21 protein-coding genes and 3 pseudogenes are annotated in these 22,815 nt (G+C 72.2%); 9 read left to right on the top strand and 15 right to left on the bottom strand.

Features of this window, described 5'->3' with window-relative positions; translation table 11 throughout:
* Window positions 1-17: 17 nt before the first annotated feature.
* Both ACZ4VT_RS00780 and ACZ4VT_RS00775 read left to right on the top strand, forming a co-directional pair.
* Window positions 18-998 (top strand): GlxA family transcriptional regulator, encoded by a 981-nt coding sequence (locus ACZ4VT_RS00780; protein WP_467945363.1) that lies wholly within the window; start codon window positions 18-20, stop codon window positions 996-998.
* Between the two features lie 132 nt (window positions 999-1,130).
* Window positions 1,131-1,880: an MBL fold metallo-hydrolase gene (locus ACZ4VT_RS00775; protein WP_467945362.1), complete on the top strand. Its 750-nt coding sequence runs from the start codon at window positions 1,131-1,133 to the stop codon at window positions 1,878-1,880.
* A gap of 526 nt (window positions 1,881-2,406) precedes the next feature.
* Here ACZ4VT_RS00775 and ACZ4VT_RS00770 read toward each other — a convergent pair.
* The 4 genes and pseudogenes from ACZ4VT_RS00770 to ACZ4VT_RS00755 all read right to left on the bottom strand — a co-directional run.
* Window positions 2,407-3,705, bottom strand: coding sequence for an ArsB/NhaD family transporter (locus ACZ4VT_RS00770; RefSeq protein WP_467945360.1), 1,299 nt, complete (start codon window positions 3,703-3,705; stop codon window positions 2,407-2,409).
* Window positions 3,702-4,175: a CBS domain-containing protein gene (locus ACZ4VT_RS00765; RefSeq protein WP_467945358.1), complete on the bottom strand. Its 474-nt coding sequence runs from the start codon at window positions 4,173-4,175 to the stop codon at window positions 3,702-3,704. The genes ACZ4VT_RS00770 and ACZ4VT_RS00765 overlap by 4 nt, the downstream gene beginning before the upstream one ends.
* The gene (locus ACZ4VT_RS00760; RefSeq protein WP_467945927.1) at window positions 4,162-4,296 is read right to left on the bottom strand and encodes a hypothetical protein; all 135 of its coding nucleotides are present in this window, start codon (window positions 4,294-4,296) and stop codon (window positions 4,162-4,164) included. Before ACZ4VT_RS00760 ends, ACZ4VT_RS00765 begins: the two co-directional genes overlap by 14 nt.
* 43 nt (window positions 4,297-4,339) lie before the next feature.
* A pseudogene (locus ACZ4VT_RS00755) lies at window positions 4,340-4,786 on the bottom strand (molybdopterin-dependent oxidoreductase); the annotation flags it as partial.
* Between ACZ4VT_RS00755 and ACZ4VT_RS00750 the strand changes: the two are divergent.
* Window positions 4,682-5,011, top strand: a complete 330-nt coding sequence (locus ACZ4VT_RS00750; protein WP_467945357.1) for a TfoX/Sxy family protein — start codon at window positions 4,682-4,684, stop codon at window positions 5,009-5,011. The pseudogene ACZ4VT_RS00755 and the gene ACZ4VT_RS00750 sit on opposite strands and share 105 nt — an antisense overlap.
* Window positions 5,012-5,020: 9 nt before the next feature.
* On the opposite strand, the gene ACZ4VT_RS00745 is transcribed toward ACZ4VT_RS00750, so the two are convergent.
* The gene (locus tag ACZ4VT_RS00745; RefSeq protein ID WP_467945355.1) at window positions 5,021-5,464 is read right to left on the bottom strand and encodes an SRPBCC family protein; all 444 of its coding nucleotides are present in this window, start codon (window positions 5,462-5,464) and stop codon (window positions 5,021-5,023) included.
* 14 nt (window positions 5,465-5,478) lie between these two features.
* Entirely contained in the window at window positions 5,479-5,721 is a 243-nt protein-coding gene (locus tag ACZ4VT_RS00740) for a CGNR zinc finger domain-containing protein (protein WP_467945354.1), read from the bottom strand.
* Here ACZ4VT_RS00740 and ACZ4VT_RS00735 point away from each other — a divergent pair.
* A pseudogene (locus ACZ4VT_RS00735) lies at window positions 5,632-6,313 on the top strand (NAD-dependent epimerase/dehydratase family protein). The gene ACZ4VT_RS00740 and the pseudogene ACZ4VT_RS00735 sit on opposite strands and share 90 nt — an antisense overlap.
* Window positions 6,314-6,374: 61 nt before the next feature.
* On the opposite strand, the gene ACZ4VT_RS00730 reads toward ACZ4VT_RS00735, so the two are convergent.
* Both ACZ4VT_RS00730 and ACZ4VT_RS00725 read right to left on the bottom strand, forming a co-directional pair.
* Window positions 6,375-6,947 (bottom strand): dihydrofolate reductase family protein, encoded by a 573-nt coding sequence (locus ACZ4VT_RS00730; protein WP_467945352.1) that lies wholly within the window; start codon window positions 6,945-6,947, stop codon window positions 6,375-6,377.
* A 161-nt stretch (window positions 6,948-7,108) separates the two neighbouring features.
* Window positions 7,109-7,283 (bottom strand): annotated as a pseudogene (locus tag ACZ4VT_RS00725) (ATP-binding protein); the annotation flags it as partial.
* 85 nt (window positions 7,284-7,368) lie between these two features.
* Between ACZ4VT_RS00725 and ACZ4VT_RS00720 the strand changes: the two are divergent.
* From ACZ4VT_RS00720 to ACZ4VT_RS00710, 3 genes are read left to right on the top strand one after another with little or no spacing between them, the layout of a single operon-like run.
* Entirely contained in the window at window positions 7,369-8,085 is a 717-nt protein-coding gene (locus tag ACZ4VT_RS00720) for a glycosyltransferase family 2 protein (protein ID WP_467945351.1), read from the top strand.
* Window positions 8,082-8,702, top strand: coding sequence for a TIGR04282 family arsenosugar biosynthesis glycosyltransferase (locus ACZ4VT_RS00715; RefSeq protein WP_467945349.1), 621 nt, complete (start codon window positions 8,082-8,084; stop codon window positions 8,700-8,702). The genes ACZ4VT_RS00720 and ACZ4VT_RS00715 overlap by 4 nt, the downstream gene beginning before the upstream one ends.
* Window positions 8,699-9,358: a class I SAM-dependent methyltransferase gene (locus tag ACZ4VT_RS00710; RefSeq protein ID WP_467945347.1), complete on the top strand. Its 660-nt coding sequence runs from the start codon at window positions 8,699-8,701 to the stop codon at window positions 9,356-9,358. Before ACZ4VT_RS00715 ends, ACZ4VT_RS00710 begins: the two co-directional genes overlap by 4 nt.
* Before the next feature lie 234 nt (window positions 9,359-9,592).
* On the opposite strand, the gene ACZ4VT_RS00705 is transcribed toward ACZ4VT_RS00710, so the two are convergent.
* Together ACZ4VT_RS00705 and ACZ4VT_RS00700 are read right to left on the bottom strand one after the other, a co-directional pair.
* The gene (locus ACZ4VT_RS00705; protein WP_467945345.1) at window positions 9,593-10,006 is read right to left on the bottom strand and encodes a hypothetical protein; all 414 of its coding nucleotides are present in this window, start codon (window positions 10,004-10,006) and stop codon (window positions 9,593-9,595) included.
* The gene (locus ACZ4VT_RS00700) at window positions 10,006-11,148 is read right to left on the bottom strand and encodes a molybdopterin-dependent oxidoreductase (RefSeq protein WP_467945344.1); all 1,143 of its coding nucleotides are present in this window, start codon (window positions 11,146-11,148) and stop codon (window positions 10,006-10,008) included. The genes ACZ4VT_RS00705 and ACZ4VT_RS00700 overlap by 1 nt, the downstream gene beginning before the upstream one ends.
* Window positions 11,149-11,262: 114 nt before the next feature.
* Here ACZ4VT_RS00700 and ACZ4VT_RS00695 point away from each other — a divergent pair, with 114 nt between their 5' ends.
* The gene (locus tag ACZ4VT_RS00695; RefSeq protein WP_467945342.1) at window positions 11,263-12,726 is read left to right on the top strand and encodes a glycosyltransferase 87 family protein; all 1,464 of its coding nucleotides are present in this window, start codon (window positions 11,263-11,265) and stop codon (window positions 12,724-12,726) included.
* On the opposite strand, the gene ACZ4VT_RS00690 is transcribed toward ACZ4VT_RS00695, so the two are convergent.
* The gene (locus ACZ4VT_RS00690) at window positions 12,674-13,465 is read right to left on the bottom strand and encodes a bestrophin-like domain (protein ID WP_467945340.1); all 792 of its coding nucleotides are present in this window, start codon (window positions 13,463-13,465) and stop codon (window positions 12,674-12,676) included. The two genes, ACZ4VT_RS00695 and ACZ4VT_RS00690, sit on opposite strands and share 53 nt — an antisense overlap.
* 1,181 nt (window positions 13,466-14,646) lie before the next feature.
* Here ACZ4VT_RS00690 and ACZ4VT_RS00685 point away from each other — a divergent pair.
* The gene (locus ACZ4VT_RS00685; protein ID WP_467945338.1) at window positions 14,647-18,378 is read left to right on the top strand and encodes a S8 family peptidase; all 3,732 of its coding nucleotides are present in this window, start codon (window positions 14,647-14,649) and stop codon (window positions 18,376-18,378) included.
* 226 nt (window positions 18,379-18,604) lie between these two features.
* On the opposite strand, the gene ACZ4VT_RS00680 is transcribed toward ACZ4VT_RS00685, so the two are convergent.
* The 4 genes from ACZ4VT_RS00680 to ACZ4VT_RS00665 form a co-directional block, all read right to left on the bottom strand.
* On the bottom strand, window positions 18,605-19,027 hold the full coding sequence (locus ACZ4VT_RS00680) for a hypothetical protein (RefSeq protein WP_467945337.1): 423 nt from the start codon (window positions 19,025-19,027) through the stop codon (window positions 18,605-18,607).
* A gap of 79 nt (window positions 19,028-19,106) precedes the next feature.
* Window positions 19,107-20,639, bottom strand: a complete 1,533-nt coding sequence (locus tag ACZ4VT_RS00675) for a peroxidase family protein (RefSeq protein WP_467945335.1) — start codon at window positions 20,637-20,639, stop codon at window positions 19,107-19,109.
* 662 nt (window positions 20,640-21,301) lie between these two features.
* Window positions 21,302-21,742, bottom strand: coding sequence for an alpha/beta hydrolase (locus tag ACZ4VT_RS00670; RefSeq protein WP_467945334.1), 441 nt, complete (start codon window positions 21,740-21,742; stop codon window positions 21,302-21,304).
* 367 nt (window positions 21,743-22,109) lie between these two features.
* Window positions 22,110-22,628: a hypothetical protein gene (locus tag ACZ4VT_RS00665; protein ID WP_467945333.1), complete on the bottom strand. Its 519-nt coding sequence runs from the start codon at window positions 22,626-22,628 to the stop codon at window positions 22,110-22,112.
* Window positions 22,629-22,815 lie beyond the last annotated feature (187 nt).

The following is a 22,815-nucleotide window of genomic DNA, read 5'->3' as shown; positions in this document are numbered from 1 at the left end:
GGAACGAGGATCAGGGCATGCCCGCACCCCACCGCGTCGTCATCGCCGCCTTCCCCGGCGTGGAACTCCTGGACATCACGGGTCCCGCCGAGGTGTTCTCGGTCGCGTCCCGGGTCTCCGAGGGAGGGTTGCCCGGCTACTGCGTCCAGGTCGCCACGGAGGACGGTGGTCCGGTGGCCACCTCCAGCGGCCTGCGGGTCCACTCGGACCTGCGGCTGGGCGAGGTGACCGGCCGCGTCGACACCCTCCTGGTGTCCGGGGCGGTCGCCCACGCCGAAGGGGGTGGTGTCCGGGCCGTCGTCGATCCGGTGGTCACCGACTGGCTCCGTACGGCGGCACCGCGGGCGGGCCGTACCGGATCGGTGTGCGCCGGCGCCCATCTGCTGGCCGCGGCCGGCCTGCTGGACGGCCGGACCGCCACCACCCACTGGCTCACGGCGGCGCAACTGGCCGCCGCGCATCCGGAGGTCGACGTGGACCCCGATCCGATCTTCATCCGCTCCGGTTCGGTGTGGACCTGTGCCGGAATCACCTCGGGAATGGACATGGCACTGGCGATGGTGGCCGAGGACCACGGTCAGGCCCTCGCGCTCGCCACCGCGCGCATGATGGTCATGTACGTCAAACGCTCCGGCGGCCAGAGCCAGTTCAGCGTGCCCCTTTCCGTCCGGGCACCCGCTGACGACCGCATCGGCCAACTCCGCCAGTGGATCACCGAACACCCCGACGCGGACCTTTCCGCCGAGGCTCTCGCGCAGCGCCTCAGCCTCAGCACGCGGCACTTCTCGCGGCTCTTCGCGCAGCGCACCGGCACCACTCCCGCCGCCTACGTGGAGTCGGCCCGGCTGGAGGCCGCACGGCGCCTCCTCGAGGAGAGCGACGCCGGGCTGCCGCAGGTGGCCACCGCCAGCGGCCTCGGCTCCCTGCAGACCCTCCACCGGTGCTTCCAGCGGCACCTGGGGACGACGCCCGCCGAATACCGCCGCCGCTTCCGCTGAAGCCGGCGCCCAACCTCACCGCCCCACCCTTACGCCCAACCCTTACCGCCCGCCCTTACCGCCCGCCGGCCCTGCCCTGGTCCGGCGGAGGCCGAGGCATGCCCGCGCCCGGCCCCTACACGAAAGGCCACCATGTCCGGCACGAAGATCATTCCGATTCCGGTGCTCGGCAAGCACGCGGTCAACGCCTACTTGCTGCTGGGCCGACGCCCCGTCCTCGTCGACGCCGGTACGCCCGGCAGCGGACGCCTCATCCACGAGCGGATCGCCGCTCACGGAGTGGACCCCGCCGACCTCGCCCTGATCGTCATCACCCACGGCCACATCGACCACTTCGGCTCCGCAGCGGAACTGCACCGCCTCACGGGCGCACCCGTCGCCGGGCACGCCGCCGACCTCCAGCCCTTCCGCACCGGCCGACCGCTGACGCCGTACCTCCCGACGGGGCCCATGGGCCGCCTGATGAACAGGAACAAGAAACTCCACGTCGCGGCGGACCCGTTCGAACCCGAGCTCCTGATCAGCGGCGAAACCGGCCTGTCCGACTTCGGGCTCGCGGGACGGATCATGCCCACCCCGGGCCACACCGCGGGCTCCGTCTCCGTTCTCACCGATGACGGTGACCTCGTAGCCGGTGACCTCGTCGCCAACTCCTTCATGGGCCTCATCCCCGGCAAGCCCGCGAACCCGCCCTTCCACGACGACCCCCTGGGCAACCTCACGAGCCTGCGCGCCATGCTCGACCTCGGCCCCACCCGCCTCCACGTCGGCCACGGCACACCCCTGGACCCCGAGCGCGTCCGCCGGTGGGCACAGCGGGAGCAACGACGGCTGGCCCGCCTCCACTCCCGGGGGCGTCTCCGAAGCCGCACGAAGAGCTGACCCAGACGATTCGCGTACGGCTCCCCACGGGCCTCCCTTCAAGCCGTCGTCCCGCGCGGGGCCGGCCATTCCGCGACTGCCGCCGTTTTCCACAAGCGCCCCACACCCCGTCCGGGCCATGATCACGCCGCCGCAGCCGTGCTGATCAACAGGCTTCAGCGCCGCCGCCGAGGAGGACGCGGACAGTCGCATCTGGCTCGGGGTCCACTTCCCGTGGGACGCCACCGACGGACTCGCCCTCGGCGACAAGGTGGCCAACCAGGTCTTCACGACGAAGCTGCGCACCCTGTGACGTGAACGGCGGGACGGGGTCCTGTACCCCCGCCCCGCCGTACGGGAGCCTGGGGCCACCTTCGCTTCCGCCCGGCCAGAAGACGCTCCGTGCCCCGACCCTCTTCGACCGGGCGGGTGCCTCCTCTGTTCGCTTTCGGGGCCGTCCTCACCGCCGAGCGGTTCGGGCTGCGCCTGTCCCAGGCCCCCGCCGACCGGCCGTCTGAGGCCCCGGCCATGACCCGCCGGACAGGCGCTAGGCGAGGGCGAAGTAGCGCAGCCACAGGTAGAGGGCGGACAGGGTGACGGTCACCACCATGACCACGAGGCCGTACTTGGTGAATTCCCAGAAGCTGATGGGGTGGCGGTTGCGTTCGGCGATGCCGAGCACCACGACATTGGCGGAAGCTCCGATGGCTGTGGCGTTGCCTCCGAGGTCGGCGCCCAGCGCGAGCGCCCACCACATCACGTGGTCGGGGTCGCCGCCCATGTCGCCGACCAGCTCGCTGGTGATCGGAGCCATGGTGGCCACGTAAGGGATGTTGTCGATGATCCCCGAGAGGACCGCGGATCCGCCCAGGAGCATCATGGATCCGCCGAGTGCGTTACCCCCGATCGCCTCCGCGAGGAAGCCGGCCAGGCTCCCGATGACACCGGTCTCGATCAGCGCCCCGACCATGACGAACAACCCTGCGAAGAAGGCGAGCGTGGGCCACTCCACCTCGCCGAGGATCTCCCCCGTCTCGACCTTGGAGATCGCGATGAGCAGGCCCGCGCCGAGCAGGGCCACGACGCTCGGCTCGTAGTGCAGCACCGGGTGCAGGACGAAGCCCGCGACGACGAGCGCGAGGACGCCGAGGCCCTGGACCAGGAGCCGGGGTTCGGTGATCGCCTCGCGTTCGCGGAGGTCCATGAGCTCAGCCGCGCGCTTCTCGTCGTAGACGAAGTGCTTCGCGAACATCACCCGGCACAGCAGCACCAGTACGGCCACGAGCACGACGCACAGCGGGGCGAGGTGGACCAGGAAGTCGTTGAAGGTGAGCCCGGCCCGGCTGGCGATGATGATGTTCGGCGGGTCACCGACGAGGGTGGCCGTGCCCCCGACGTTCGAGGCCAGGACTTCGGCGATCAGGAAGGGTACGGGGGACAGCCGCAGCCGGTCGCAGACCAGCAGTGTCACGGGTGCCACGAGCAGCACGGTGGTGACGTTGTCGAGCAGTGCCGAGGCCAGCGCCGTGATGACGATCAGCATGGCCATCACCCGGAACGGCCGGGCCCTGGCCTTCTTCACCGACCAGATCGCCAGGTACTCGAAGAGCCCGGTTCGCCTCAGCACTCCGACGATCATCATCATGCCCATGAGGAGGAAGATGACGTTCCAGTCGATGCCGGTCTCATCGGAATGGAAGGCCGCGCGGTCATCGGTGGCACCGATCGCCAGCATCAGCCCGGCCCCGCCCAGGGCCGCGGCCACACGGTGCACCTTTTCGCTGATGATCAGCGCGTACGCGCCGGCGAAGACGGCGATCGCGGCCCAGCTGTGCCAGTCGCTCACGCCTGCTCCCCCGCAGCGAGGAAGTGCCGCATCAGGGCCGCGGCCGTCACGACCCCGACCAGACGCCCACGCTCCCCACCGCTGTCGCGCTCGACGACGGCGACGAGCGGAACGTGCGCGCGGGCCATCACGGCGGCGATCTGGAGTACCCCCGCGTCCGGGCCGACGTACAGGGGTTTGAACGTCCGGCGCGGCAGCCACTCGGCGACCGTCCGGCCCGCCAGCCCCTCGGCGAGCGCGTCCGCGTGCCGCTCGTCGATCACGGCGGCGAGCAGCGGGTCCTCCCTCACGTATTCGGGCACCAATTGTCCGACCACCTGGGAACCCGGTACGACGGCGTACGGGATGCCGTCGGTGTCGAGCACCAGGAGGGCGGGCAGGTTCTGCTCCGCCAGCAGCCGCGCCGCGTCGACGGCGGGGTCGTCGGTGGTCACGTGGGGGTAGGGCTCGGCGAGATCACGGGCTGGCATGGCGCTTCTCCTGATCGGGCGGCGTGTCGCATGGCTGGGGGAGGCGGGTCTGGTTCCGGTGGTCGGCGTCGGTCGGGATGCCCGCGAGGTCGTCGGCGTGGAAGAGGCGGGCGATGGGCACGTCGGTGCTGCTGTGGCCACCCGCCGCATGCCTCCACCGGCCACGGCTGGCTCACAGGCCGCGGGGTCGGCCGCGCCCGGCCGTTGCCCGCGCACTCCGTGGTGACCCGGTGCGTCACCGCGGGGAGCGCGGGCAGGGCGGTCATGTCCAAAGCCAGGGGCATGCGGTCCCAGCCGGGGACGGTGAGCTGCCAGGTGGCGTCGTCAGCGGCGGGGATGTCGTAGTGGACCAGTAAGTGGTGCAGCCCGGCCGGGGTGACCTCGTAGCGCCGGGGCAGGGCCTCCAGGGGCAGCCCGGGGGTGCGGTCGCGTGCGCCGCCCGCACCGGCACATCGGGGGCGGTGCCCCGGCGCGCGGGCACCCGTACCGCGCAGGACAGTGGGTGCATGACGTACGACGAAGGGCTGGCCCAGCGGATCCGGGAGCGGCTCGGTCAGCGGCCCGCCGTCACCGAGAAACGGATGTTCGGCGGTCTCGCGTTCCTGCTGCACGGCAACATGACCGTGGGCGTGTCCGGCGACGAGGTCATCGCCCGTGTGGGTCAGGACCGGAGCGAAGAGGCTCTCGCGCGCCCGGAGGCCCGGCCCATGGACTTCACCGGTCGCCCGATGCGCGGCTGGGTGACGGTGAGCGGCCCGGCTCTGGCGGAGGATGCCGTGCTGGACCACTGGGTCACGACGGCGGTGGCGTTCGCGGACACGCTGCGGCCCAAGTGAGATCCGTACTCACCGCTCCAGCAGCGCCTTGAGTGCCGCCAGGTCCTTGTGCTGGGCGCGGCGCATGGCCGCCGCCATCACGGTGGCGCCGAGGGAGGCGAACCCGCTGGGCTCGCCGCGGTTGCGGAGGGTCATTCGGGTGCGGTCCGAGCCTTCCCCGTACGGCTCCCAGGTGTAGGTGGTCTCCATGGGGAAGGGGCCCTCGTCCGTACGCATCACCAGTCGGCGCCCGGGCTCGTACGCGGTGATCTCGTACGTGTAGGCCAGCCGCCTGCCGAGGAAGCGGGCGACGAAGGCGACCTTGGAGCCGACCGCCGGCGGTGGCGGGGTCCGCCAGTCGGCGGAGGTGATGTTCGCGTACCACTCGGGTGCGTGCGTGGGGTCGGCCGCGTAGGCGGCGACCCTGTCGCACGGGGCGGCGATCACGGCCTCGGTCAGCACGTCGACCTTCATCGGAGAGCCTCCGCTCAGGACTCGGGGGGGGCGGTCTTGGTGACCCGGTGGCACTGGAAGTGACGCGCGACGCGGGCACGGTTGCCGCAGCCGGCCGAGCACCCTTCGCGGCGTGGGTGCTGCTTTACGAAGTAGAGCACGCAGCCCTGCGCCAGGCAGGCAAGCAGCTGCGGCCGCATGTCGCCGGTGAACAGGTCGACGGCTTGTCCGGCCGGCATGGCGAACACCGCCTGCTCCGCGAGATCACTGGTGCGCACGATGCGGGTCGGGTCCCCGCCCGAAGGCCAGGGGAGCGTCGCCCACACCCGCCGCCCACCCCGGCACCGCCGCCGCTGCCCGACGCCGAGTTCGTGCGGGCCGACGTACGGGACGCCGTCGCGGTCCGGCCGCGCTCCGCGGGATCGACGCGGTGTGCCGCCAGGCGGCCATGGCCGGCCTCGGCAAGGACTTCGCGGACGCCCCGGACTACGTCGGTTGCAACGATCTCGGGACGGCGGTGCTGCTGGCGGCTGCCCCGACTGCGGGGCCGGACTCGCGCCGGGTCTGGTCGGCGAGGACGCCCCGACGGATCCGCGGAACGTGTACGCGACGACGAAGCCGGCCCAGGAGCACCTCGCGGCGAGCTGGGCCCGGTGCGCGGAGGGCCGGGCGGTGTCATTGGTCACCGCGCACGGCGGACCCGCCCCGCTGGTGACGGGCGAGTTCCGGCTCGGCGACGTACGGCACATCACCGCCGACTCCGCCCGGCTGCGCCAGGAGCGGGGCTGGCGTCCGAGGGTCGGCTTCGTCGACGGCATGACCGAGTTCGCGCGGGCCGGCCGGCGCGAGTCGGCCGGTGTGACCGGCTGAGCCCGGGAACCGGCCGACGTCGTCGGCCGCTTCCCCTGCGGGTTGAGCGCGAAGGACCTTCTCAGCGGACGACGTCGAAGACGTTCTTCTGCACGCCGTTGGCGTACGCCTCGTGCTCGACGAGCTTCAGCTTCTGGGTGTCCTTGTCCGTGCCGCTGAACAGACGCTTACCGGCTCCGAGCAGGAGCGGGAAGACGAGCAGGTGGTAGCGGTCGATCAGGCCCGCGTCCGAGAGGCTCCGGTTCAGCGCTGCGCTGCCGTGGACGATGATCGGACCGCCCTCGGTCTCCTTCAGCGCGGCGACCTCGTCGAGGGAGCGCAGGATGGTGGTCTCGCCCCAGTTCGACACCAGGTCGTCCTCGGCGAGGGTGGTGGAGACGACGTACTTCGGCATCACCTTGTAGTCGGCGAAGTCCGCCATGTCGGGCCACACCGGGCTGAACGCCTCGTAGCTGCTCCGGCCCAGCAGCATCGCGGCGGCTTCCTTCTGCTCCCGCCCTTTGATCTCGAATGCCTCGGGGAGGAACTCGACGTCCTTGAAGGTCCATCCGGAGTTGCGGTAGCCGGGCTCCCCGCCCGGGCCCTCCACGACCCCGTCGAGGGAGATGAAGGCGGTGCTGATCAAGGTACGCATCTGGGTTCCTCGGTGTCTGGGGTCCGGCTTCTCAGCAGATTCGGTCAATGCGCGCCGGGCACACACCCGCTTGCCGCACATCACCATGATCTCTGACTGTCGATCATGAAGGAACTCATCGGTCGTCGCCGATTTCGACTCCGCGATCCGACCGGAACGGCCTACGCGGGCGCGGGGAGGGACAGTTCGAAGCGGCAGCCGCCGGGCACGTTGTGGACGCCCGCGCGCCCGGAGTGGGCCTCGACGATCCCCGGACGATCGCCAGCCCCAGACCCGCGCCCGAGGGAGGGTACGGGCCTGACTGCCCCGCCAGCCGGTGTCGAAGACCCTGGGCATGGCCTGCCGCCACGCGACGCGGTGTCCGCGTTTCGTAAGGTCTTCCGGCGCCCTTCTTCGCCCTTCGCTTCCTACGGTGTGGAGGGTGACTCCTTCTGCTTGTCGTCCGCCCCGCGCGGACCTCGTACTGCCGTGCCTCGACGAGGCGGAAGCCCTCCCCTGGGTGCTGGCGCGGGTGCCGGCCGGGTGGCGGGCCATCGTCGTCGACAACGGCTCCACCGACGGCTCGGCCGACATCGCCCGCTCCCTCGGCGCCACCGTCGTGCACGAGACCCGGCGCGGGTTCGGCGCCGCCTGCCATGCCGGGCTGCTCGCCGCACGCGCCGAGCTGGTCTGCTTCTGCGACTGCGACGCCTCCATGGACCCCGGACTGCTCGCGCCCATGGCCGAGCGCGTCGCGGCCGGCGAGGCGGATCTCCTGCTCGGCCGGCGCCGTCCGCAGGGCCGCGGCGCCTGGCCCGCGCACGCGCGAGCCGGAAACATCGCCCTGGCCCGCATGCTGCGCCGCCGCACCGGACTACGGCTCCACGACCTCGGACCGATGCGGGTCGCCCGCCGCGAGGCACTGCTCGGCCTGGAACTGAGCGACCGGCGCAGCGGCTACCCGCTCCAGATGGTCGTACGGGCCGCCGACGCGGGCTGGAAGGTGGCCGAGACGGACATCCCGTATCTCCCCCGATCCGGGAAGTCCAAGGTCACCGGCACCTGGCGGGGCACCTGGCATGCCGTCCGCGACATGCGCAGGGTCCTGGCCGAGCCACCGGGCAGCCGACCCGCACCGACCGAGGGGATCTCCGCATGAGCACCCTCCTCGTCATCGCCAAAGCTCCCGTCGCGGGGCGCGTGAAGACCAGACTGACCACGCAGTTCACCCCGCGGCAGGCAGCCGACCTGGCCCTCGCCTCACTCCAGGACACCCTCGCCGCGGTCCTTGCCACGCCGGCCCGGCGCCGCGTCCTGGTCCTCGACGGACAGCCGGGCCCCTGGATCCCGGAGGGGATCGAGGTCGTCCCGCAGTGCACGGGCGGCCTGGACGTCCGACTGGCCGCCGCCTTCGCCCTGGCCGCAGGACCGGCCCTGCTGATCGGCATGGACACCCCGCAGGTCACCCCGGAACTGCTGGCGCCCGGGCTCGACTTCAGCGAGGCGGACGCCTGGTTCGGGCCCGCCGACGACGGTGGGTTCTGGGCGCTGGGCCTGGCCGATCCCGACCCGGCCCTGCTGCGCGGCGTCCCCATGTCCGTGGCCCACACCGGCGAGGTCCAGCGGCAGCGCCTGACCGATGCCGGGCTGACCGTACGCGACCTGCCCGAGCTGTGCGACGTGGACACCCCCGCCGACGCGCAACGGGTCGCGGCCGCAGCCCCGCGGACCCGGTTCGCCGCCCTGCACTCCGGCCTGTGCGCGGTGACCCGATGACCGCCCAGCTCACCGAACCCGCCGCCCGTACCTGGCAGGCGGACCCGTACGCGGACGCCCTCCGTACCGGGCAGGGGCCGCTGTACCTCCGGCGTCACGACGGCTGGCTGCTGCCGCTGGAGGTCGAGCGGTGGTGCGCCGAACCCGACGCGGCCGACGACACCGTCCTGGCACGGTGTACCGGGCCCGTCCTCGACATCGGCTGCGGACCGGGCCGTCTGGTCGCCGCCCTCGCCCGGCTCGGCCGCACGGCGCTCGGTGTCGACGTCACCCCCGAGGCCGTGGCCCGTACCGAGAGGGCGGGCGGCAGCGCCCTGTGCCGGTCGGTCTTCGACCGACTGCCCCGCGAAGGCGGCTGGGGCACGGTCCTGCTCATAGACGGCAACATCGGCATCGGCGGGGACCCCGCCGCCCTGCTGCGCCGGACCGCCGAACTGGCCGCACCCGCCGGCTCCCTGCTGGTCGAGGTGGCGACCACCGATGTCGACGAACGCGTCGAGGTGTACGTCGAGGACGGCACCGGTGGCCGCGGAGCCTCCTTCTGGTGGGCTCGGCTCGGCGCCCGCACCCTGTGCGCCGAGGCGGAGGCCGCGGGCTGGGCCCCGTACGACGCCTGGCAGACGGCGGGCCGGCACTTCGTGCACCTCACGCGCTGACGGTTGCCGAGCGGCGCACAGCCGGGTGGGATCCGCGGTCCGCGGCGGTGCGGATCCCACCAGGAGTGCCAGACCCTCGACCAGGCGCCCCTCGGCGGGCTGGCGGAAGGTCTGGGGCTTCAGCCGCCGGTGACGACCATCTCGGCCTCCACCACCCCGGGGCACTCGATCCCGGGGACGGCGGCGACCTTCCGGACACCGCACGGTACCCGCGGTCCCAGAACCGCGCCCCGGTCAGGCCCGACGGCTCTCGCGGCCCACGCGGCGCGCGACGGCACGCACGCCGACGTACGCGAGGGTGAACAGCGCGATGCCGGCCATGGCCAGCAGCCAGTTGCGCAGGTAGTCGAGCGGCAGGACGGTGGGGTTGGCCACGCCGCCCGGACGCAGCAGCGGAGGAAGGGCGATGGCGGTCAGGGAGCCCGCGACGATCAGGGCTCCGCGCATTGCCCCGTGCAGGCGCAGGCCCGCCACCGCGACGAGGGCGGCGAGCGCCGTCACGACGGGCGCGACGAGCCCGTCGTGCACCACGACCGCTCCCCCGAGCCAGACGGCGATCCGCCACGGCTCGGGCTGCCGGAGGAGCAAGTACCCGCCCCATGCCGCGCACACCAGCCCGAATCCGCCCGTCACGTATCGGACGTTCATCACGCCGCCTCCAGCCGGCCGACCCACTTGGTCTGCAGGACACCGGGCCGGTTCGGGGCGATGATCCGCGCCGGGTAGCCATGGTCCAGGGACAGCACCTCGCCGTTCAGCCGCAGCGCGAGCAGCGTGAGCGGGTCCTGCGCGTACAGGCGTCCCATCTCCATCACCCGGTAGGCGCCCGCCGTTTCGAGGGAAACCACCCGGGCCCGCGCGTCTGAGCCGGCGCCCGCGCGCTCCAACAGGTCCCTTACCCGTACCCCTGTCCAGTGCGCGGATTTGCTCCATCCCTCGACGCAGGCGATGGGCAGGGTGACCTCGTGCTGTGGCATGGCGCGCAGCTCATCGAGGGTCAGGGTGTACGGGCGGGGCCCGACGACGGTCAGCCGCCAGTCGGCCAGCGAGGCCTCGGTGACGCGCGCCGCGGCGGCCGTCCGGTTCACGGGGAGTCCTTGGGCCCCGTGGGCGGGGCTGCGCGGGCCGAACAGTTCCAGCGGGCCGAGCGCGGTGACGGACTGTCCGACCGTGGTGAGCGTGACCGCTCCGACCGCGGCCGTGACGCCGAGGAGGAGCTGGCGCCGGTCCGGCCCATCGGCCTCGGGCAGGGCCCGGGTTCCGGGAGAACGCAGCGTGAAGTGGTCCCGGATCTTCGGCCATTGCACGGCAACGTGCAGGAGCAGCGATCCCAGCAGGAGCCAGGCGACCGCGTAGTGCACGGGAACGAAGCTGAAGGGCCACGGGTACCACTGGAAGGTGTTCAGCAGCCCGGTGAACAGCTCGAACAGTCCGGCCGCGACCAGGACCGCCACCGAGATCCGCTCCAGGGCGTGGAGGACCGATCGCACCGGAGGCCAGGCGAACAGCCGCGGGTAGACCGCCCACAACTTCGCGAGCAGCAGCGGGATCGCGGCGATCCCGGAGGCCACGTGCAGCCCCTGGGTGAGCCGATAACCCCAGTACGGGCCGCTCGGCAGCGAGTCAGCCAGCCAACCCGGCGGGTGCTGGAGGTAGTGGCTCAGCACACCGGTCGCGAAGCAGACGGCCATGGCCAGGCCGAGCCAGCGGCCGATGGCGGTCGCGGTACGGGCATCGTGCAGGCGCGCCTTGAAGGTGAGGGGCGGCCCGGAGGGCAGGGTGAGACGCATGCCCCCATCACACCCCCGACGAGGCCGAAGCAGGCTGCCGGAACACCTTACGAAAAACGGACATCGGAGACGGCACGGCCCATGGGAGAGCCGATCCCTGGAACGATTCCGCAGGTGAAAGCCCTTACCGCCCTCGCTCCTCGCACCGGGTCGGCGACCACCGCCCTCGCCCTTGCCGCACTCACGACGCTCCTCGCCCGCACCCTCATGTACGGGGGCTACTTCAGCGACCCCGTCGGGCTGTTCTGGTGGTACGCGGCCTGCTGGGTGCTCTTCACCGTGGCCCTGCTCGCCCTGCGCCGGGTCCCGGCCCGCCACGCCGCCTGGCTGATCGCCGCGGGGGCCGTCGCCGTCACGCTGACCGGGCTGGTGGGGCCGCCGCGGACCAGCACCGACGCGTACCGCTACGCCTGGGACGGCCGTGTCCAGGCGGCCGGCGTGTCGCCGTACGACCACACCCCACAGGATCCGGCGCTCGCGCGGCTGCGCGACCCCTGGCTCTTCCCCACGGGCGCCGCCTGCACCGGCCCGGATCTTTCGGCCGTCCCGTCCACCGACGGCACGCGCCACTGCACCCGCCTCAACAGGCCCGCCGTGCACACCATCTACCCGCCCGTCGCCGAGGCGTACTTCCTGGCCGTCGACCAGCTCTCCCCCGCCGGCTCCCGCCACAAGCCGCTCCAGATCGGCGCCGCCCTGATCTCCCTCGGGGTCACGGGCACGCTCCTCCTGATCCTGCGGCGGCGCGGCAGCGACCTCCGCAAGGCCACGTACTGGGCCTGGTGCCCGGCCGTCCCCGTCGAGGCCGTCAACAACGCCCACGCCGACGTCCTGGGCGTGCTGCTCGCGGTCACCGGACTCGGCCTCGTCGCCTCCCGGGCACTGCCCCGGCGGGCAGCGGGCGGCGTGCTGATCGGCGCCGCCATCGCCACGAAGCTGATGCCGGCCGTCGTCCTCCCCGGGGCGCTGTCAGGGGTCCGCCGCGTCCGCGACGCGGCCGCCGTACTGCTGCCCGCCGCTGCCTTCGTCGTAGTCGCCTACGTCCCGTACGTCCTCCTCTCGCACGGCTCGGTCTTCGGCTACCTCGGCGGGTACGTCGAGGAGGAGGGCTACGGCGACCCCTCGGCCGGGTCCCGCTACTCGCTCCTGCGCCTGGTCCTGCCCGACACCTGGGCCTTCCCCGTACTGCTCGCCGTCATCGCGGGCGTCTGCCTCTACGTGATGTGGCGCGGGGACCCGCGACGCCCCTGGAGCGGCGCCCTCCTGGTCACCGGCTGGGCCTTCGTCCTCCTCACGCCCGGCTACTCCTGGTACGCCCTGCTCCTGGTCGCCCTCGTGGCCCTGGACGGTCGCTGGGAATGGCTCGGCATCCCCCTCGCGGGCGCCGCCGTCTACGTCCTCGCCCCGACGCTCCACTTCCAGCCGGCGCTGAGCAACATCGCGTACGGCGCAGCAGCGGCCCTCGTCCTCGTGATGACCTGGGTCCGGCGGCGGGCGCGTGCACGACAGCGGCCGCGCCGTCGGCTCATGGGGTCCAGTACCGCGCCAACGCTCCCTCTCGGTACGGTGCCGGACTGACGCTCAGTTCACCCGCGAAGGGCCGGTCGAGGACGAAGACCAGGAGCAGGCTGAAGCCGATGAGGGCGGCGACCGATGCGACGAAGAGGAGCTGGATCCGCAGCTTGCGCATGCCGTACAGGAACGTGAGCGGGACCAGGACGATCGCGCCGCCGAAGGCCAGGGCCTGGAGCAGTGGGGGCAGCTGCTGCTCGGCCATGGTGAGGCGGGCCCGGCGCTGGGCGGCGACGTCGTTCAGGTGGTGGACGGCCTCCCCGTAGAAGACCTCCTCGCGGACGGTCTTCGGCTCGTACGCCTGCAGGACGTCGTAGACCGCCTGGAGCTTGCCGGCGTTGGCCTCGTAGCTCGGCTCCCCCGCGCGCATCCTGGGCCACTGGTGGTCCACGACCGAGTGGACGTAGCCGCTCAGCGCGGCGTCGACCTTGGCGCGGACCGGGGGCGGGAAGGCGGCGGCGTCCCGGGCGATGAGCGCGACATCGGTGGCCTCGGACGCCACGACGGTCTGCGTGCTGTCCAGCTGCGTCCAGAGCGTGACGATGACGAAGGCGAGGATGATCCCGTAGATCGCGCCGAACATCCCCAGCGTGACGCCGACCATGTCGTTGTGCTCACCCCTGGCCAGCGACGGGTATCTGCGGCGGAGCAGCACGCTGCCGGCGACGGCGACGGCGACGGTCCCGCCGACGGTGACCAGGGCCAGGGTGAAGGTGCTGAAGTGATTGAGCAGCCAGAGCGACATGTCCGGGAAGCCTAGGGGCGCGACGCGCGTCGGCGCCGCCACCGAGGGTGCCTGCCCCGGGTGGGCACGGGGCCGGGTGGGTGGCGGAACAGCGGCTCCGACGGATCAGACCGGAGTCGGCGGGCACCACCGAGTCCACACCATCGAGTGAGGGGAAGGCCGGCTCACCCGTCACCGGAGGCCCGCTCGGCGGTGCGGCGGAAGGCGCCCGGACCCACGGTGTCGTCCTGGCCGACGGTACAGGGGGTGTCCGGCGGCGTTCGGGGCGACGAGGTAGGCGTCGAGTTCCTAGCGGGCGCCTCCGGCCGGGCTCGTACGCCGGACGAGGGCGCCGTAACGAGGCCGTCGAGGAAACCGGCCGGGCCGAAGACCGTGTGCAGCAGAGCCGCGAGGTCGCCCAGGGCCACGGCCGCTCGGTGAAGGAGCGGTGGGGCGCCTGGCGTAGAGGGCCTGCACCAGCGGCACCCGCAGGCTCGGAGCGGGCGCCCGGGGCAACAGGATGCGGTCGGCGTCGGGGTACTCGATGAACAGCGGGGGCAGGCCGTCCACGGTGAGGTGGGCGCGCAGCTCGGGCCTGACGGTCCGTACGGCAGGCAAGCGGCGTGCGCCTCTCGGCTGGAACGACTACGCCATGGGCTACATCAAGGCCGACGACGTACCGGTCGAGACCGACACCTGCCGGGAGACGGGGACCGATCAGTCCGCCGCTCGGCTCACTGCGGCGGGCGCAGGGCGTTGCGGAGGATGGTGAGGACCGCGTCGCGGTTGGGGGGTGTGGATGCCGTCATCAAGGTCGCCGCACCGCCGCGGCAGACCGGCCCTGTCAAGGTCGCGGCCTTCGAGACCCGTGGGGCAACCACTGGTTCCGTGCGAAACCGGCCATGCGCACGGCCACGAGAACGGGGTGTCGGTATGAAGATCGCAGTCCTCGGTACCGGCGGCGGAGGCCGCGCGCACGCCGCCAGGCTGCTGGAGCTCGGCCACGAGGTCGTCGTGGGCGGACGCTCACCACAGGCGGCGGCGCCGAGGGACATCCCGCCTGGCACTGACGCGTACGCCGGCACGCCCCATGCCCTCTTGCCTCGAATCGCGCGGTTTTCGGCTGTCAGATGCTTGCCATGGCGGGGACTTGCCACCCGGTGGCCTTCACGCCGGCGCTGCTCGGTCGATAGACCCATGGCATGTTCTCCTCCTCTCAGTCCTCCGCCTTCCGGCGCAGGCGGCGGCAGCTGATCTCGACCGCCGCCGCGGTGCCCCTGCTGGCGTCGGGGCTCGCGGTTCTGCAAGCGCCCGCACTGGCCGCTCCGAGCAAGCCCACCGTTCCCGCCAAGGCTTCGGCGACCCACAAGGTCACCCTGGTCACCGGCGACGTCGTCACGGTCACCACGATGGCCGACGGCAAGCAGTCCGCCGAGGTCGACCGGCCGGACAGCGCCGTCGGCGGCGTGAAGATCCAGCAGATCAAGGGAGACCTGTTCGTCGTCCCGGACGAGGCCGCGCCGTTGCTGGGCACGGACAGGCTGGACCGCCGGCTGTTCAACGTCACCGACCTGATCGAGATGGGCTACGACGACGCGAAGTCGGCCACGGTCCCGCTGATCGCGACGTACGCCCGGACGAGGTCCGGCGCGGCCGTCGAGCCGACGGCCCCCCGGGGCAGCCGGCTGACCCGCAATCTCAAGGACATCGGCGGTGCCGTGCTCACCACCGAGAAGGGGCAGGCCCGTGCCTTCTGGAGCTCCATCGCGCCGCAGGACAGCACGGCGCTGGGCGCCGGTGTGGCCAAGCTGTGGCTCGACGGCAGGGTGAAGGCCGATCTGAAGGAGAGCGTGCCGTTGGTCGGCGCGCCCGCGGCCTGGGCGGCCGGCCACACCGGCAAGGGCGTCAAGGTCGCGGTGCTCGACACCGGCATCGACGTCAACCACCCCGACTTCGCCGGTTTGATCGACGGCACCGCCAGTTTCGTACCGGGTGAGGACGTCGCCGACGTCAACGGGCACGGCACGCACGTGGCCGGCACGATCGTCGGCTCGGGCGCCGCCTCCGGCGGCGACCACAAGGGTGTCGCTCCCGGCGCCGACCTGTACGTCGGCAAGGTGCTCGGCGGCGTGGAGGGCTACGGCCAGGACTCCTGGATCATGGCGGGCATGCAGTGGGCCGCCGAGTCCGGTGCGGACGTCGTCAACATGAGTCTCGGCGACTCGTACCCGACGGACGGCAGCGACCCGATGTCGCAGACGGTCGACGCGCTCTCCGCGCGGTACGGCACGCTGTTCGTGATAGCCGCCGGCAACTCGGGGCCGGAGAGCATCTCCGCCCCGGGCGCGGCCGCCTCGGCGCTGACCGTGGCCGCCACGGACAAGCAGGACCGGCTCGCGAGTTTCTCCAGCACCGGCCCGCTGACCCGCTCCGGCGGCATGAAGCCGGACATCGCGGCACCCGGCGTGGACATCACCGCGGCCCGCTCGTCCCGGATGACCGACGGCGGCGAGGGTTCCTACCGCACCATCAGCGGCACTTCGATGGCCACCCCGCACGTGGCCGGCGCGGCGGCGGTCCTGGCCCAGCAGCACCCGGACTGGACCGGCGCACAGCTCAAGGAACACCTGATGAGTACGGCGAAGGGCCTGGACGGCGGGTACTCGCCGTACGAGGTCGGTACCGGCCGTCTCGATGTGGCCGCTGCCGTGCGCACCACGGTCCGCGGCACCGGATCCCTCTTCTTCGGCAACTACACCTGGCCGCACGAGCCGAGTGACGTCGCCGTCACGAAGGCCCTGACCTTCACCAACACCGGCTCCGCCGACGTCACGCTGAACCTGGCGCTGACCGGCGGCGGGCCGTTCACGCTGGGAGCCGCCAAGGTGACCGTCCCGGCGGGCGGCACCGCCGCCGTCCCGGTGACCGGTGACCCGGGGGCCGCCCCGGCGGGCCGGCACGTCGGCTATGTGAGCGCCACGAACGCGGCCAGCGGGCAGCCGGTGACCCGCACCTCCGTGGCGCTCCTCAAGGAAGAGGAGCGCCACGACCTGAACATCAAGCTGGTGGGGAGGAACGGCAAGCCGGCCGCCGGCTGGGTCGGAATCAACCTCGCGGGCGACGTCTGGCCCTGGACGGTCCACGTCGACGGATCGACCACCATGCGCATGGCACCGGGTACGTACACCGTCGCGGCATACCTCGACGTGCCCGGCGAGAAGGGGGACCGCTCCGGTCTGGCCGTGCTCGTCGACCCGGAGACGGTGCTCAAGGGCGGCCCCGCCGACGTGGTGCTGGACGCGAGCAGGGCACGCCTGCTGCAGACCGAGGCGCCGGAGCGTACCGAGGACCGCCAGCGCAAGGTCGACTTCAACGTCCACTACAAGGGCCTCGACCCGTACCTGGACTACCGCAGCGCGTACGTGCTGCCGCCGACGTACGACGACGTCTACGTCGCACCGACGGAGGCGATGAGGCAGGGCGACTTCATGCTGATCACCCGTTGGCGCAAGGGTGAGCCGCAGCTCGGCCTCAGCACGCCGGGCGACCGGCTCCGGCTCGATGCGCGGGTCCAGGCGGGCAGCGCCCTGGGCACCGCGACGGACAGGCTGGACGTCGTCTACGCGGGCAACGGCGCGGCAGCCGCGTACGAGAAGGTCAAGGCGAAGGGCAGGGTGGTCGTCGTCGAACGCGGCGACGAGGTCGCGCCGCAGGAGCGCGCCGAGGCCGCGGTCGCGGCCGGCGCGAAGGCGCTGATCGTGGTCAACGACGGCGTCGGGACCTTGATGGAGTACGTCGGACAGTCGGCCATCCCGGTCGCCTCCGTGCACCGCGACGCGGGCAAGGCCCTTGTCTCGATGGCCAGGAGCGGCCACGACAAGCTGACCGTCAAGCAGACCGAGTACACGCCGTTCGTCTACGACCTGACCCGGGACTACCCCGGCCGGGTGCCGGACCGGGCCCTGGTCTACAAGCCGGGCAAGGGCGACCTCGCCCGGATCGACGCCCGCTACTACGCGGCGGCCGGCGGCCGGCTCGCGGAAGGCTACCGTTCCGATTTCACCCTCAGCCCGTCGTTCAACCTTCCCGAGGTCGAGTGGCACCCGGGCACCCGCACCGAGTGGGTGACTCCGGGCCAGGTCTGGAGGGAGTTCCACACGCAGGGCGTCGACGGACCACTGCCGTGGTCGATGGTGTCGGGCGACAACGCCTTCGCCAAGGGCAGCACCACCCGCCTGGACTGGTTCGCTCCGGCGACCCGGCCCGGCCAGAGCGAGTCCTTCGGCGTGTACAACTCCCGCTGGCAGAACCACATGACCTGGAACGTCCAGGCGTGGGCCTCCGCGAGCGACACCATGCGGCTCGGCGGCTACCTGCCGTGGGGTGAGACACCGTCCCGCCTCCAGGTCTTCCAGGGCGGCACGCTGATCCACGACAACCCGGTCAGCGGCGACATGCAATGGGTGGAGGTGCCGGCGGGCCACCTGCCCTACCGCACCGTCCTCGACGCGGAGCGGCCCGGTGACGTCTTCCGGCTGTCGACGCGCACCCACACAGAATGGACCTTCATGTCCGACACCGTCGACTCGGACTTCTTCGAGCCGTTCTCGGTGCTGAACTTGGACTACGAGCTGGAGTCGGACCTGCACGGCGACCTCCAGGCCGGCGCGAAGCAGCAGATCGCCCTCAAGCCGGTGTCCATGGACCGCGGCACCGTTCCCGGCACCGTGTCCGCGGTGACGCTGGACGTCTCGCACGACGACGGCGCCACCTGGCAGAAGGTGACCCTGGCCGAGGGCGCCGGCGGCTCCTGGGCGGGTTCGTTCACGACGGCCAAGAAGCCCGGTGGCTTCGTCTCCCTGCGCGCGAGCGCCGCGACGGACAGGGGCTTCGGCGTCAAGAACGAGATCATCCGGGCGTACGGCCTTCGATGAACCGTAGTGTCGGGCTCCGGGGCGGCGACTCCCCGGGGCCCCTCCCCCCACACCCACACCCACACCCACACCCACACCCGCTCCCGGTCCCGCTCCCGCTCCCGCTCCCGGCAGGGACTGTGCAAGGTCTGCCGCCATGGCGCATACTCTCCCCGCTGCGGCAAGCGGAGGAGGGTCGGTCGCCGATGCTGGATGTTCTTGGCCTCGATCCCGAAGACGAGCGCGTCTACCGGGCGCTGCTCGGACGGCCGAACTCCACTGCGGTCCTTCTCGCCGACCTGGCGGTCCTGTCGCAGGCCCTCGTCGACAAGGCATTGTCCCGCCTCGTCGAGTGGGGACTGGCGACCCGGTCGGCGGACGAACAGTTCACCGCGGCGCCGCCGGCGATGGCGCTCGGCGCGCTGATCAGCCAGCGCCGGGACGGGTTGCGCATGGCCGAGCATGCGCTGGTGACCTTCGCCGAGGAACACCGGGCCGCGATGACCGGGAACAGCATCAGCGATCTGATCGAGGTCGTCACGGGTGTCGACGCCATCCGCCACCGCTTCCTCCAGGTGCAGCAGGCGGCCCGTACGCAGGTCCGGAGCTTCATCACCGCTCCGTTCGTCGCGCTGTCGCCCGACGAGAACACGGCAGAACCCGTGGCCATCGGCCGTGGTGTTCAATTCCGGGCGGTACTGGACCGATCCGTGCTGGGAGAGCCGGGCATCATCGACGATGCGATCGATTCACTGCGCAAAGGCGTGCGGCTGCGTGTCGCCGACCAGCTGCCGATGAAACTCGTGCTGGCCGACGCCGACCTCGGCCTCGTCCCGCTCACGGTGACGCCGGACGGAGAGCCCGGCGCCGTGCTGCTGCACCGCAGCGGCCTGTTGGACGCGTTGGACGCGCTGTTCGAGACGGTGTGGCGGACCGCCCACCCGCTCGAACTCTCGGGCACGGGCGGGGAGGCCGAACCCACCGTCGAGCTCGGTGTGACGGGCCCGACCGACCTCGACCGGAGGATCCTCGCGCTCCTCCTGGCCGGCCTGACCGACCAGACGGCCGCGGCACAACTCGGCCTGTCGCCGCGGACGCTGCACCGGCGCCTGCGCCACCTCACGGACCTGGCCGGAGTCCGAACCCGGATGCAGCTCGGCGGTCACGCTGTCCGGCACGGCTGGGTGGGGCCGCTGTGACACGCTCGTACCGGAAGAGGAAGTCGCTGAAGCCGAACCCGGCGGGGCGGGGCTCCGCGAGGTTCCCGACCAAGGGGTCGACCCTGTGACCCTTCCCTCGTACAGGTCCCTGAGCAGCGCGGTGTCCCCCGGGTGGCCTCCGGTCAGCTCCTCGAAGGAGGCGACCGGGCGCTTGCGCAGCATCTGCCGGTAGGCGTTGTAGCGCGGGATTCCCCGCTCGCGGTCGCGCAGGATGTCGACGGTCCCGAGGTCGATGCGCTCGCCGGAGAGCCGGGCGAGGTCGCGCAGCGCGTCGGGGTGGTTGTGCAGGACGAGGGCGCCGGGGTGCTCGGTGCCGAAGGTGTAGAGCAGGTCGCTCATCCCGTACGCGTCGATGGCGCTGCGGGTGCTCGCGCCCTGCATGTCGTCGAAGCCGGTGACCTCGCGGGCGGCCCCCCGGGTGTGGTCGCGCACCGTCACCTCGTCGGGGATGAGCGGGTGCAGCCGGTAGGCGGAGACGAACTCCTCCGTCATCGAGTACGGCGCCGCGTGGTGGTCGGTCGGCGAGCCGAGGATGCCGCTGAGCATCTCGTCACTGCCGATCCGGCCGAACCGCTTGGAGACCCAACGGGGCTGCACGCCGTACCAGTTGGCGTCCATCGCACGCTTCAGCACGGGGGTGTCGAGGACGCCCGGGGTCCACTCCACCGTGTGGATCTTCGCCATCAGGGCGGTGTTGACGAGCCGCGCCGTGTGGAAGAGCCTCTCGTCGTCCCAGGTGGGGTGGTGGGAGCGGATCTGGTCGCAGATCGCGTTGTGTTCCTTCGCGAAGAGCGTGTGGAGCAGGGAGAGGCCGGTCCAGTAGTCGCTGTTCATCCCGGTGGCGTCGAGGCAGGCCAGGTCGGGGCGGGGGTCGGAGGGCAGCCGGCCGTCCCGGACGATGAGGTGTCCGTGCTCGGCGGTGCGCAGGGACCGGCAGCGGGCTTCGTCCGAGCCGTAGATCTGCGAGCCGTCCCACCAGTGCGTGACGGTGTTCTCGTACGTCGCCGGCGGGTCCGGGGTGGTGTGGGCGACCGGGTCGGGGCCGGTGCGGTTCACCCGCATCGGGCAGCCGCCGCCCAGTCGTCGCCGGCGGCGAGCGGGACGGTGAAGGGCTCGGCCTCCTCGTTGTCCCCGTGGTTGGCCCAACCGTGGTTCTGGAACTGGATCCAGCGGCGGCCAGCAGGTTGAGGGTGGGGGCGGGGGTGAAGCCGCCCGAGCGGGCGAGCAGTTGCCTGCTGATCTCGCGGGGGCTCGGCGTCATGAGGTCTTCGTCGGAGTCCGGGAAGACCATGTGCAGCGGCGCGTTGCGGTCGAGCCGGGTTCCGGCCCGGCCCATGTCGATGTCGTCCGGGTCGTAGCCGGAGCCGTCGTACGAGCGGTGGGGCGCGAGGCGGGGCGTGGCCCGGCGGGGGCGTTCGCCGCCCGCGCCGTAGGTGTCGTACAGGTTCTTGCGGCGCAGGTCGTCGCGGAGTACCCACAGGTTCAACATGGCGACGGGACCGGGGAGTTCCCACCGGTCGTGCGAGCGGTTGATCCGGTCGAAGGCGGCCGAGCCGAGGCGATCCAGGAGTCCGGGCGGGCCGTAGGGGGCGGGGGCGGGGCGTTCGGGCTGCGCGGGCAGGGTCGCCGGGCGCGCGGCGGTCCCCGCCGTTCGCGTCGCGCGGGTCGTGTCCTTCGCGTTCTTCGTGCCCGTGATGTCCGTGGTGTCGGTCATCGTGAGGTCCTCAGCGGTCGTAGAGCTGGAAGAGCCGGGTGTCGGTGACCCGGCCGCGGCGCGGGCAGGGCGTACGGGGAGACCGAGGAGCGCCCCTCCAGGCTCGGTACGACATCGTGACCTGGGTGGCCGGGTCCGCGGGCCGCTTCCCGTCGACGGGCGAGCCGACGGCGACGACGTGCGTGACCCGGTACAGCGCACAGAACTCCCGGTCCGCGGCCAGGTTCATCGCGGTGATCTCGCCCAGGCTGTGGCCGACCAGCGCGATCTCGGTGCCCGTGGGAATCGCCAGCCGCAGGGCCCGTGCGGTGGCCCTGGAATAGGGGGTGCTGGGCCTGGCCACCGCGTGGACGGCGCCGAGCAGGTCCTGCGGGCTGTCGTTGCGCACCCCGTCCGTGGACATTCCGGCGAGCTGGACCACGTACCGCGTCACCTCGTCGGGGCCCGACACCCGCTGGACGAGCAGGGTGCCGCCGGTGCCGACCGTCCCGATGTTGCGGAGGTACCCGCCGATGGTGCCGGAGGTGTCGAGGCGCTCCAGCAGCCCCGGCTCGGGGGCTTGGGCTCGGCGCGGCCGGGCCCGGGGAGCCGAGATACGCGCCCGCGCCGTCGGCGCCGGCGGCAGGCAGGCCGAGGCCCCGACGGGTGCCGAGGGGGAGGCGCACTGCGGGGTCCGACCCGGCAGGCGTCTGCCCCGCGCGCGGACCCGTGTGCCCGGTCGCCGACGTTGCCAGTGCCAGGAGACGAACGCGTGTCCGGCCCGACGGTCATCCGGTTGTCACGTTCGGTGGCCATCCCGTTTCCCACCGGCCCGAAGATCAGGACAGTGCGGCGCCGTGCGCGTCCAGCCGTTGCAGGAGCCGGGGCCGGTGCAGCACCGCGATGCCTTCGAGGAGGTCGGGGTGGCGAAGCAGCACGGCGGCTTCGCTGTCGAGGGCGCTGGGGTGGGTCAGCCGTTGCAGGCTGCCGGTCTCGGTGTGGTGCTCGGTGGCGGCCAGCGCCTGGTGGGCGCGTGTGGCCAGGGCGGGCTCGGCCAGGAGGCAGGCAGCCCAGCTGACGACGGTTTCGTCGACCCAGGTACGCCAGGCGGTTTCGGTGTCGTCGTCGTGCGGTTCGCATCCCGTGAGCCAGTCCAGCCGGTGAGATCCACTGGGGGCGAGCAGGTGGAGCAGCTGGACGTCCATGCTGGTCGGATAGCACAGGGAAGCTGCCAGCGTGGCGGCCTGCCGGGCCTGGGCCTCGGCCAGCGCGCGGCTGAGCGCGCCTGTCGGGGGTTGGTAAGCCGCCAGGAGCCAGCGGGCGGATGCGGCTATGAGCGCAGTCAGGTCGGAGGGCACGGGCGATCGGTCCTCGGGGGCATGCTCCCCGGGATCTGCTGACCGGCGGTGAGCTGTTCTGTACGGAGCCGCGTTGCCCCGCTCGTGAACGCCCAGTGTAGGCGGCCGACACATCCTGCGGGGTGACCTGCGTCACGCCACTACCCTGCTGGCGCGTGAGGACGGCCGCACGCACGCGGCCGTCCTC

Source organism: Streptomyces sp. NPDC029164, from assembly GCF_055563995.1.
The sequence above is the reverse complement of the archived record's forward strand: the minus strand, read 5'-3'. Positions and strand labels throughout refer to the sequence as shown.